This is a genomic window from Comamonas odontotermitis (genome assembly GCF_014207855.1).
Classification (GTDB): domain Bacteria; phylum Pseudomonadota; class Gammaproteobacteria; order Burkholderiales; family Burkholderiaceae_C; genus Comamonas; species Comamonas odontotermitis_A.
The window spans coordinates 1-11,761 of record NZ_JACHKZ010000035.1; the positions used below are offsets into that span (position 1 = coordinate 1).

Genomic DNA, 11,761 nt, shown 5'->3' on the forward strand with positions numbered 1-11,761 from the left:
ACCGAGCTGGGCACGCCCCAAACGGTGGCCGTGGCATAACTACGTCTGGGGTTTGGGGAGACTCAGTCTCAAACCGATTTATGCAACAAAGCCATTCGCAGTGAGAAAGTGTGGGGAGTTATCTTCTCTCTCACTCAAGCCACGGCGCACAAACGTTCGGCCAGCTCCACAAAGCCCTCGCCGCGCTCTCCGCGCGTTACATAACGTGGCAGGTGCGACAGTTGGGGCACAAACCGCGCAATATTGGCGACGCCAAAGCTGTTTTCAAAGTGCTGGAACATCAACTGGTCATTCGTGGAATCACCGATGTAGCACCACTGACCGATCTCGGCATCCAGATCCCTGCCAAACAGGGTCTTCACGATCCAGCGCGCGCCTTCGAGCTTGTTATGCTCGCCAAACCAGCCGTTGATATGGATGGAGCTGACCGTGGCATTCATGCCTGCGGCCCGCATGATGGTGACGCATTGGTCGATCTGTGCCTGCGGCATGTGGGTGAATTCGCTGTGGTCCACTGCAATATCACATTCGCGGCCCGCTGAGTCAGTGGCACGCTGCGCGCCTGGTACCGTTGCTTCAATCTGCTCTAGCACTGCCTGCATCCTGGAATAGTTGGCAATGCGTGTTGCGTCATCTTGTTGGTAGAGTTTGTCCAGTTCCCCCTGGGCATTGCGGCGCAGCGCTACTGCGCCGTTCTCCGCCACGATGGCGTCAACGGGCCACTCTTGCGCAAATGGCACGCTCCAGCCCACGGGGCGCCCCGTGATCGGAATCACCGCCATGCCTCTGGCCTTGAGCGCAGCAATGGCTTGCACCACTGTGGCGGGAACCACGCCTTCGGTGGTGAGGGTGTCATCAATATCGGTCAACAGGCCAACAATAGGGCCGTGGGAAGGATTCCAGGTATCAAGAGCTTGCATTACAAAAACGGGGCTAATCAAAGATGCGAGGTAAAAGACGTGGTGCAGAAATTTGTTTGTTTTCTACTCCGCTTCAGCGAATCATCGCAAATAGGCTTTCAGGCGCAAAGCTGGCTCTTCCACAAATCGCCAGGACAGCCACCCTGCCGCGAGCGTGAGTACAGCCACCATGGCTAGACTGGTGACAAAGCCCAGGCCAGGGGCGAGCGCGTGTACGCATTGCTGAATCGGGAAGGCATAGAGATACACGCCATACGATACATCGCCGAACCGGCCTGCCTGGGTCAGTGGTGGCCACGAAGCAGTGCCCACAGCCAGCAAGGTGGCGGGCATGAACAGCAAAAGCGCTGAATACGAGAACCCAAGCGCATATGCCACAAGTGCGCAAGCGCACGCGGCCGCAGCAAACAATGCACGGCGCTGCAAAAACGGCTTGTTGAATGTGGCAATCAAGGAGCCAAAGACGAAGTAGGCAGGAAACTCCCAGTAGTGGTGCATGGAGCCTGTCAAATCCACCGTCATGGTCGAGAGAAACCAGGCCAGGTAAGCGAGGCAAAGCAGCGCCCATACTCGCCGAAACCGCAGCAATCCCAACAGGCCGCAGCCGGCAAGCACCGCATAGCAGGCCACCTCGATAGGGATGGTCCACAGCGAACCATTGACGGTACTGACCAGAGGGTGGCTGGCAAAAACACCTGGTAGATTGAAGCGTACCTGCAGCGCAATGTTGCGCAGGTAATCCCAGGTCACGGCATTTTTCCAATAGTCTTTTGCTGGCACATTGGTAAATACTGGCCCCAATACCAGCACTGCGAGCAAGACCACCACCACCAGCGCTGGCCAGATTCGCAAGACCCGCTTGGCCACAAAAGGCAAGAGCCGAGGTTGGGCCCACCAGCTCAAGGTAACCAGATAGCCGCTGATGACAAAAAAAACCATCACGGCCGCACCCCCGATCATCGGCACGTTCATCCAGGCAGGCGGGGTTGTGCCTGTGATTGGAAACTGATGGCTGTAGAGCACGGCCAGTGCTGCAAACAGACGCAGTGCGTCGAAATTGTTGGCGGGGCGCAAATCCATTGGTTTCATGCACTCCTTGGACAGCAGCCAGCCCTTGCGTGGCCAGACTGCGGGCGCGGGTCACCTGTATGCGCTGCATGTACGAGCGCCTGCCAAGGACATTGCAGCGCGTTCCATGTATGCAATAAATGGCCAGCCATGGTCATTGGTCTAGTCTTTTTGCGGCGCGCGGTACAGCAGCCGACTCAGCCCCAGGTAGTTGACTGCCAGGCCTGCTACGGTGCCTGCCGCTACGTACAGCATGAGCCACCATGGCCCTTGTGGCAATGCCCAGGCCAAGAGCGAGTAAACGGCAAGGTTCACCGCGCCGCCACCAAGCATCAAGCCCAGGTAGCGCAGATATTCGGGCCAAAGTCCGCCCGATGCGTGGCGGCCGGCAAAGGAGATATTTCGGTTGATCAACCAAGTGGTGGTGGCAGCGAGCCAGAATGACACGGCCCGTGCTGCATACACCCCCAAGACGTCGCGCAACAAGGTCAGCACGCCTACATCCACCAGAAACGCCAATCCGCCCGCAACCAGAAACCAGAAAAACGAGCGGCTGATTCCGAATGGCATCACTTTCCAGCCGCTGTATTTGCCAGATAGGCAAATTGCTTGGCCTCCCGGCGGGCCAGGGTAATGGCCTGCAGAATCAGCCCTGTGACAAAGGAGATACCTCCACACACCACCAAGGCGGTGACCAGGCCCAGGGTTGGAAAGCGCCGCACCAATCCGGTATGGCCATACTCGATCAGGATAGGCGCAGCCAGCAACATCGCCAATAGAGCCAGACCGGCACCCAGCAAGCCAAAGAACTGCAGCGGCTTTTCACTCACAACAAGCCGGCCAATGGTCTTGAGAATGCGCCAACCGTCGCGGTAGGTGGACAGTTTGCTCGCTGACCCTTCGGGCCTTGCGCCATAAGGCGTGTCGATTTCGGTACACGGCATGCGTAATTCCAGCGCGTGCACGTTCAACTCTGTTTCGATCTCGAAACCATGTGAATGCGCAGGGAAGGATTTGACATAGCGCCGCGAAAACACCCGGTAGCCAGAGAGCATGTCGCGAAAGCTCCCGCCAAAGATCTTCTGCACGGTGCCTGTCAGCAGCTTATTGCCCTGCGATGGCCCGGCCGGTAGGTCTCGCCCTTGTCTCCCGATTCCAGCTCGGCTTCCACGCGCGCACCCACGACCATGTCCAACTGCTGATCGATCAACCTGTCGATCAGAATGCGCGCAGACGGGGCGTGGTAGGTCGCATCGCCGTCGGCCATCACATACACATCGGCATCCACATCGGCGAACATGCGGCGCACCACATTGCCTTTGCCCTTGAGATTGACGTTGCGCAAATGGGCCCCGACTTCGATGGCAAGCTCGGCGGTGCGATCGGTCGAAAGGTTATTGAAGATGTAGATTTCCGCTTCGGGCAACGCCTCGCGAAAGCCCTCGACCACCGGGCGCACCGTCAACTCCTCATTGTGGCAGGGGAGGATGACGGCAATGCGTAGATTGCGGTAGAGAAGTAGCGGACGTTCACTCATAGTCATGCAAATGAAAGCAGCAAAATGGCCGCAATTTTAAAGCAGCCATTTCTGGATTAGTTGATCGAAGATTGACAATAAGGCAGGGTAGGTGGATTGTCCATCAGATAACGAACGCCTGTCTTTTGATCTACGCTGATCAATGACAGACAGTGAGGCAGTGTGCCATCACTACGCGGAAGAGTCAGTCTAAAACCATTCAATGCCGATATTTTATTGGCTGTATTTCTCGGTAAATCAGATCGGATCGTCGTGATCCATTCAATTTGATGCGGTGATGGTGGCTCTACCATGATTTCTATATCACGTGATTTCATCTCTCCTTGCCATCCACCCCAGCCATTAAAAACGACTGCATCAGCATATATCTTGTCAATATTGAACATCCCGATTTTATCGAGTTTCGAAGAATAGTTTTGAACAGCAACTGCATTTTTCATCTTTGAAAAACGATTGATGGGAACCTCAAGGGAATCCGCCTGCCGAAGCGATGGTCTTAGTGAAGGGTATGGATTAATGTGTGAATAGCGATTGAAGATGTAATTCAATTCATCGGCAGAGGTTTCTGGGAAAGATTTTTTCCAGAAATCCATGTGTGGTACAGGTGTTACATGGCTTAGAGATCGAAAGCCGAATCCATTGGCTGTAGCTCCCGGCAAGTCAGTGACGACCAAGAGGTTGTCATTGACTTTTTCTTCGTTGCGCAAATATTTAACAACATGATTGTCCTCTAAATTAAATATAGGCCATGCCGATTGCAATGGGTTAAATCTTCCAAAGAAAAGTGTGCCAAAAATCACCGATGCAATAATGATGGCGCTATGAGCACGGTGCGGTTTATTTCTTGCGGCCAGATATGCAAGGCCGATGATTGGTAAGAATACCAAGTCTTCCCAGCGAGTGGGGGCGATAGTGTATTTAAAAAACCCCCAGCCGGCAGTGGCTATTATGAGCAATAATAATAAACGGTGCCAAGAAAATACAATGCCAACAATATTTGCAGTGTAAAATACCAAGAACGTCAATATGACACCGCTTGCAAACTGCATTCTGAGAGGTTGAACATTATCCCAAAGTAAAATCATTCCCACATTGGCTGGAACTGGAAGAAACATCCATGCACATTGCATAAAAAATGCAATGGTCAATCCAACAAAGATTTTTTGGTTTTCTTTTTCAAGCCAGAGGGTGTGAAAATTCTTATAGTTCAAAAGACACAATACGGAGATGTAGTAATACATACCTACTGCTCCAACTTCGGACATGTTCATTCCGATAAGATCTTTGTAGCTCCAAGAGAAGTTGATTCCGGGAAAGAGCCATGAAAGCCAAAATCTACTGGGAACATTTCCTCCACTAAAATGCCGTCCACCAGGATAGACAGTCGCACTTGTCTCTTTCAGGTAGTCATACAGATAGAGTGCAGCTGTACCTGCTGCTAATCCGGCAAAAATGAGAAGATAGACGAAAGTTGGTAATTTGAACAGTTTTGGCTGTAGTAGTAGTAATACAATAAAACCTACAAAGGCCAGAGAAATTTGTACCGGTGGATATAAATTTGTCAGCAACCAAGAAACTGCAAAATAATAAAAAAGAGAAAGCTGCCAGATAGGCTTTATTTTTAGAAAAAATGGAATGATAACCCAGGGAAAAAGTGCAATCAATGGTCCTTTTTCATTCCACCAGAATTGACTGAACCCAGTAAAGTAGAGTCCAAAAGAAAGCAATAACGCTATCTTATTTGTGGCGCCGAATTTTGTGAAAAGAAAGGCGTAGCCGCCAATGAAGAGCGAAAAAATGGCAAACCAGTGAAATGAGTATGCATATGCGGGGTTGACTAATCCATACAGCCACATGGTGGGCTTGAAAATAATACCCCAGTCAGCTATCGGTAATCCATAGTTGATACGCAGATCTTCTTGATACAACGATGTCTTGTTGTACCGTTCAAAATGATTACGCACTGTTGCCTGTGTCATGGGCGTGACAACTGCCCATTCATCGCTGCGTACTGGTCTTGCCTGTCCAAAATCTGGTTTTATCTCCTCATAGCCGAGATGATCTTTTAGAAAATAGGCATAGGATGATGGAGACCATGTATTGCTGATATATATGATGCCAGTCAGCAGGAAAAGAAATAAAAATATCTGTTTGAATTGTATTTTTTTCATTGAATACTTTCTAATTTCTTTCAGTTCTGCGAAACTGGTGCAAGGCGTTTGATTCAGCCAATTTAAATTTTTGCGAGTAATGCTTAGCTCGGAAAGGCCTTGCGTAATATCGCGTTTGCCATATTACGCTACTACTTCGCATTGATAATAGTGCTGATCATAAATCTTGATCGGCATTCAATGGATGATTAATTTGCACTGCTAAGGCTCAACCCCGCGTGCTCTCGCAGTGGATGGAAATGGATCTTGGGGAAGCGCTCCTGCGCCAGGCGCACGTCGTAGGGGCTGGTGCACAGATAGGCCAGGGTGTCGGCTGCGTCGTGGGCCAGGCGCATGGGGTAGGCGTTTTCAAATTCGCGCAGCTCGGCAGGCGAATCGGCCGTAATCCAGCGCGCGCCGGTGTACTGGCAGCCTTCCAGGCGCACATCGCAGTCGTATTCGGTTTTCAGTCGGTGCTGAACCACTTCAAACTGCAACTGACCCACGGCGCCCAGCAGCATGTTGCCGCCGACATCGGGTTTGAACACCTGGATGGCGCCTTCTTCGCCAAGCTGCATCAGGCCCTGTTGCAATTGCTTGGTGCGCAGCGGGTTCTTCAGCACCACGGTCATGAACATTTCAGGCGCGAAGAAAGGCAGGCCCGTGAATTGCAGGCTGGGGCCGTCGGTGATGGAGTCGCCCAGTTGTACGCCGCCATGGATGGTAAAGCCGATGATGTCGCCTGCGTAGGCCTCATCGACTGCTTCGCGGCGTTGGGACATGAAGGTGACCACCGATGTGGGGCGCAGCTCCTTGCCGGTACGCTGCACTTTCATCTTCATGCCCGGTGTGTATTTGCCCGAGGCCACGCGCACGAAGGCGATGCGGTCGCGGTGGTTGGCGTCCATGTTGGCCTGCACCTTGAACACCACGCCAGAGAAGCTTTTGTCTTCTGGGTGAATGGTGCGCTCTTCGCGATTGCGGTTCACTTCGGTAAATGCTACACGTGGGCCGGGCGGTGGCGACATGTCGACCACGGCATCCAGCACTTCCATCACCCCGAAGTTGTTCACACCCGAGCCAAAGAACACGGGGGTGAGTTTGCCTGCCAGGAAGGCTTCGTGGTCCCATTCCGCAGAGGCGCCTACGGCAAGTTCCATGGATTCGAGCGCATCGTCGAAGGCCTGGCCGAAGCGGGCGCGCAGCTTGTCCGTATCCGACAGCGGGATCACTTCGAAATCCTGCGGGCGCTTTTCGCTGCCCGCGGCAAACACTGTCATGCTCTGCGAGCGCAGGTTGATGATGCCGCCAAAGCTTTTGCCCTGGCCCACGGGCCAGGTGATGGGGCAGCAGGGCATGCCCAGCTCGCGTTCCACCTCGTCCATGATGTCCAGTGGATCACGCACTTCGCGGTCCATCTTGTTGACGAAGGTGATGATGGGGGTGTCACGCTGGCGGCAGACTTCGATGAGGCGCCGGGTCTGTGCTTCCACACCATTGGCCGCATCAATCACCATCAGTGCCGAGTCCACGGCCGTCAACACGCGGTAGGTGTCTTCCGAGAAGTCTTTGTGGCCAGGGGTGTCGAGCAGATTGATCACATGGTCGCGGTAGCTCATCTGCATCACCGATGAGGCCACCGAGATACCACGCTGCTTTTCGATCTCCATCCAATCGGATGTGGCATGGCGGCTGGCCTTGCGGCCCTTGACGGCGCCTGCGATCTGGATGGCACCCGAGAACAGCAGCAGTTTTTCAGTCAGCGTGGTCTTACCAGCGTCCGGGTGGGAGATGATGGCGAAGGTGCGGCGGCGGCGGGTTTCGGGAGCGTAGGACACAGTAGCGGTGCAAATGAGCGCGAGTCCGTGCAGGACTGCAAAAAACAAAGCCAGCAGGCGCTGGCTGAAACTGGTGCAATTTTAGCGGATGGAGCAATCTTTGCCCAAAGAGCCTGCTTTACGTAAAAAACCAGGGCGCTTGTAGCGAAGCGCCTGCGATTCGATGCGCCGCCATGGCGTGACGCGCTGCGCTCGTGGGAGTGGGGATGCAGATGGCTCGGGCGTTGCGCTCACCTGGTCAGCAGGCGCTTCAAACGCAGCGCAGGTGCTTCAATCCAGTGCCACAACAGATAGCCCAGCAGCATCGACAGCACACAGGACAACGCCATGCTGGCATAGAAGTTCATCGACGGCCACAGTGCATACACAGTCTGTGCGATGGGACATCCCGAGAGGTAGACGCCGTAGGAGGGATCGCCCAGGCGGCTGACCCATCCGGAAAAAACCGATGTCGTGCTTCCCAGGTAGATGAGCAGCGCTGGCAGCACCAGCAGGCCGGATGTGTGTTGCAGCCCGGTAAGCCAGAAGAACAGGGCAATCGGAATGAGGCCGAAGGTGATGGCGGCGGCATGGGGCAGGAAACGGTCCCGGTGCAGTGCAATCAGCGCGCCACAGGCAAAGTACGCCGGGTATTCGTACCCGTGCATCATCACACCCCAGAAATCGGCGTTGTAGCCCACGATGAACACCAGGATGTAGCCGAGCAGGGCAAAGGTCGCAATCCAGCGTTGACGAAAGACGCCCACCACGCCCGCCGCGGCCAGCGCCGCGTAGCACATTGTTTCGATGGGGATCGTCCACAGCGGCCCATTCATCAGCGTTGACAGAGGGTTGTGCACAAACACCCCGGGCAGATTGACGTAAGCCCGGTATAGCAGCAGGTTCTTGAAGTACTCCAGCGTCTGGCCATGGCTCAGGAACTCTCTGGCGGGCAGATTGGTGAACAGCAGGCCAAATACAAAGATGTTCAGCACCACTGCGGCCAGCATGCCGGGCCAAAGGCGCAGCAGGCGCTTGGCAGAGAACTTGACCAGGTGCGGCTCGCGCAGCCAACTCGTGGTGACCAGGTAGCCGCTGATGGTGAAGAAGGTCATCACGGCTACGCCGCCGATCATGCCGACATTCATCCAGCTGGGGCCCTCGTGGTCAATGATGTAGTAGTGGTGGCAGACGATCACGGCCAGCGCTGCGCAAATCCGGAGGATGTCGAACGAGTTGCCGCGGTGCGAAGTGGATGCCATGGAAAAAGAGATGCCAAAGGGGAAAAACGCTGCGCCACTATACCTTTCATAGCTGATGGCGCTCATCAGTCGGTTGCGGGTGCATGTTCCTGCACCCATCTTGATGCGATCTTGATACCACCTGCCCCATTCTCTATACGCGCTTGATGCGCATATTTTTACATTTCTTCCAGGGTTGGCGTTGGGCCAGCGCCGTTGTATGGCTTCGTCTGCGCACATTGAGCGCCCGGGCGGGGCTGGAGGAAATGGAAATGCCTTACCACTGGGTAGAAGTATTGGCGGTGCTTGCCGCTGGCGGGCTCTTTGTCTATCTCGGCTACGCGCTGCTGCGCCCCGAAAAATTCTAAAGGGGGCACCATGCAAATGCTGCAAGACCTGATTTTTGTGAGCCTGACACTTGCCTGCTTTGTTGGCCTGCTGGGCTTTGTGCGCGTGCTGACGCGTATCTGACAGGGAGCACACCATGTGGTTACCCTGGATGGAATTTGCCGCGATGCTCGCGGTTCTGACGATACTGGTCGTTCCCATGGGCCAGTGGCTGGCGCGCTGTTTCACCAGCGACCACCACACCTGGCTGGAGCGGCTTAGTTACCATGCTCTGGGTGTGAACCCCGGCGAGCGCATGGGCTGGCAACGCTATGGCGCGGCCCTGCTGCTGTCCAATGCGGCGATGATGCTGCTGGGCTACCTGGTGCTGCGGCTGCAGGGCTGGCTGCCGCTCAATCCGCTGCAGATTGCAGCCCAGGCACCTGATCTGGCGTTCAACACCGCAGCTTCGTTCATCACCAACACCAATTGGCAAGCCTATGGAGGGGAAAGCAGCCTCTCCAATGCCACGCAGATGGCGGTCATCACCTTTCTGATGTTTGCGGGGGCGACCACGGGCGTCGCCGCAGGCGCTGGCTTTGTGCGGGGCCTCGCACGTTCCAGCAGCAAGGACGTCGGCAACTACTGGGTGGACTATGTGCGCGTGTTCTGGCGCGTGCTCCTGCCGCTGTCTTTTGTGCTGGCGCTGGTCTATGTATGGCAGGGCGTTCCTCAGACGCTGCACACCGAGACATGGGCAAGCACGCTCGAAGGCGCGCGCCAGCAGCTGCTGACCGGACCTGTGGCCAGTCTGGAGAGCATCAAGCATCTGGGCACCAACGGCGGCGGTTTCTTCAATGCGAACGCCGCGCATCCGTTCGAAAATCCGACCCCGCTTACCAATATGCTGCACATCCTGGCCATGCTGCTGATTCCCGCGAGCATGACCTATGCATTCGGCTCCATGCTGCTGCGCCGCCGCCAGGGCTGGGTGCTGTATGGCGCCTGCATGGTGATGTTCGTGGGCTTTCTGAGCCTGGTGTTCATGGCGGAGCAGCAGGGCAGCAGCCTGCTGGCGCGCGCCGGGGCCGACCAGCAGTGGAGTCTTGCGCAGCCAGGCGGCAATATGGAGGGCAAGGAATTGCGCTTTGGCATTGCCGACACCGCGCTGTTCGTGACCACCACCACGGCGGCCACTACAGGCTCGGTCAATGCCATGCACGATTCGCTCACGCCCCTGGGTGCCATCACGCCGCTGGCGCTGATGATGCTCAACTGCGTGTTCGGTGGCGATGGCGTGGGGCTGATCAACCTGATCCAGTACGCCATCCTCACGGTATTTCTGGCAGGCATGATGATTGGCCGCACGCCGGAGTTCCTGGGCAAGAAGATCGAGGTGCGCGAGATCAAGCTGGTCATGCTCTCGGTGCTGGCGCATCCGGCCAGCGTTCTGGGATTCACGGCGCTGGCCATGCTGTGGCCAGGCGCATCCGACAGCCTGAACAACCGTGGGCCGCACGGCTTCTCGGAAATTCTGTATGCCTATACCTCGGCCACCGCCAACAACGGCTCGGCCTTTGCGGGGTTGAATGCCAATACGCCGTTCTTCAACACCACGCTGGGGTTGGCCATGATCGTGGGGCGCTTTCTCACGCTGCTGCCCATGCTGGCGGTGGCTGGCAGCATGGCGGACAAAACCACGGTGCCTGCGGGGCCCGGCACCTTTCCCACGGCATCGCCACTGTTCATGGGCCTGCTGGTGTTTGTGGTGCTGGTGGTGGGCGGGCTCACCTTTTTGCCAGCGTTGGCGCTGGGGCCTGTCGTGGAGCACCTGCAAATGCTGGTGGGACACCTCTACCCCTGATGTGTGCCCCCCTGAGTCGCTTCGCGCCTTCCCCCAGCTGCAGGGCGGCCCTTGCTCGGCTGCCCGCACATGGGGAATGCCGGTTTCAGAGCCTGGGGCGATGCCAGGGAGCACTGATATCTCCATTCGGAGCAACACCATGAAATCCTCATCTCTTTCTCTCTCCGCACCCGTAGCGTCGGCTGCGGATGCCGAATCGTCCTCGCCCTCCTGGGGGCATCTGGTGGCCAGCAGCGTGCGCGCGGCTGTGGCCGTCATGCTGGCAGGCGGCATTGCCTACCCGCTGGTGACCACCGGCGTGGCCCAGGTCCTGTTGCCGCATGCAGCCAGTGGCAGCCTGGTGGAACGCAATGGCCAGGTGGTGGGCTCGGCGCTCATCGGCCAACCATTTGCGGGTGCCAGTTACTTCCGCGGAAGGCCGAGCGCCACGGTGGCGCCAGACCCCGACAACGAAGGCGCCAGCATCGCTGCGCCCTATAACGCTGGCCTGTCGGGCGGTAGCAACCAGGGGGCCACGCACAAGGATCTGGCAGAGGCTGTTGCCGCTCGCGTGGCGCAGTACCGCGCCGACAACGCCTTGGCCGCCGATGCCGTGGTGCCCGTGGACGCGGTGACGGCTTCGGCCTCGGGTCTGGATCCGCACATCTCCGTGGCCAATGCCTTGCTGCAGATGCCGCGTGTGGCGCAGGCGCGCAGATTGTCCCAAGAGCAGGTGCGGCAGCTGATTGCGCAGAGCACGCAGGAGCGCACCTTGGGGCTGCTGGGCGAGCCTCGTGTCAATGTGCTGCGCCTCAATCTGGCGCTGGATGCACAGCAGCCCGTTGCAAAGGAGTAAGC

11 protein-coding genes are annotated in these 11,761 nt (G+C 56.4%); 3 read left to right on the forward strand and 8 right to left on the reverse strand.

Annotated features, from left to right (window positions below):
• Nucleotides 1-134: 134 nt before the first annotated feature.
• The 8 genes from HNP33_RS18560 to HNP33_RS18590 all read right to left on the reverse strand — a co-directional run bounded on the left by HNP33_RS18560 (nt 135) and on the right by HNP33_RS18590 (nt 8,754).
• Entirely contained in the window at nt 135-920 is a 786-nt protein-coding gene (locus HNP33_RS18560) for an HAD-IIB family hydrolase (RefSeq protein ID WP_184711275.1), read from the reverse strand.
• Between the two features lie 81 nt (nt 921-1,001).
• A complete protein-coding gene (locus tag HNP33_RS18565; protein ID WP_184711273.1) occupies nt 1,002-2,009 on the reverse strand; it encodes an acyltransferase family protein in 1,008 nt (335 codons plus the stop codon).
• 141 nt (nt 2,010-2,150) lie between these two features.
• On the reverse strand, nt 2,151-2,558 hold the full coding sequence (locus HNP33_RS18570; RefSeq protein WP_184711271.1) for a GtrA family protein: 408 nt from the start codon (nt 2,556-2,558) through the stop codon (nt 2,151-2,153).
• Nucleotides 2,558-3,076, reverse strand: coding sequence for a hypothetical protein (locus HNP33_RS21295; RefSeq protein ID WP_325064960.1), 519 nt, complete (start codon nt 3,074-3,076; stop codon nt 2,558-2,560). The genes HNP33_RS18570 and HNP33_RS21295 overlap by 1 nt, the downstream gene beginning before the upstream one ends.
• Before the next feature lie 8 nt (nt 3,077-3,084).
• Nucleotides 3,085-3,525, reverse strand: a complete 441-nt coding sequence (locus HNP33_RS21300) for a glycosyltransferase (RefSeq protein ID WP_325064961.1) — start codon at nt 3,523-3,525, stop codon at nt 3,085-3,087.
• Nucleotides 3,526-3,581: 56 nt separating this feature from the next.
• Complete coding sequence (locus tag HNP33_RS18580; RefSeq protein WP_184711269.1) at nt 3,582-5,696, reverse strand: DUF7657 domain-containing protein; 2,115 nt, start codon at nt 5,694-5,696, stop codon at nt 3,582-3,584.
• Between the two features lie 188 nt (nt 5,697-5,884).
• Complete coding sequence (locus tag HNP33_RS18585) at nt 5,885-7,513, reverse strand: peptide chain release factor 3 (protein WP_184711267.1); 1,629 nt, start codon at nt 7,511-7,513, stop codon at nt 5,885-5,887.
• Between the two features lie 230 nt (nt 7,514-7,743).
• Entirely contained in the window at nt 7,744-8,754 is a 1,011-nt protein-coding gene (locus HNP33_RS18590; RefSeq protein ID WP_184711265.1) for an acyltransferase family protein, read from the reverse strand.
• A 146-nt stretch (nt 8,755-8,900) separates the two neighbouring features.
• Here HNP33_RS18590 and kdpF point away from each other — a divergent pair, with 146 nt between their 5' ends.
• From kdpF to kdpC, 3 genes are all read left to right on the forward strand, one after another.
• Nucleotides 8,901-9,101 (forward strand): K(+)-transporting ATPase subunit F, encoded by a 201-nt coding sequence (kdpF, locus tag HNP33_RS21120; protein ID WP_233464603.1) that lies wholly within the window; start codon nt 8,901-8,903, stop codon nt 9,099-9,101.
• A gap of 116 nt (nt 9,102-9,217) precedes the next feature.
• Nucleotides 9,218-10,924 (forward strand): potassium-transporting ATPase subunit KdpA, encoded by a 1,707-nt coding sequence (kdpA, locus tag HNP33_RS18600; protein WP_184711263.1) that lies wholly within the window; start codon nt 9,218-9,220, stop codon nt 10,922-10,924.
• 139 nt (nt 10,925-11,063) lie between these two features.
• The gene (gene kdpC / locus HNP33_RS18605) at nt 11,064-11,759 is read left to right on the forward strand and encodes a K(+)-transporting ATPase subunit C (RefSeq protein WP_184711261.1); all 696 of its coding nucleotides are present in this window, start codon (nt 11,064-11,066) and stop codon (nt 11,757-11,759) included.
• The last annotated feature ends 2 nt before the right edge of the window (nt 11,760-11,761 follow it).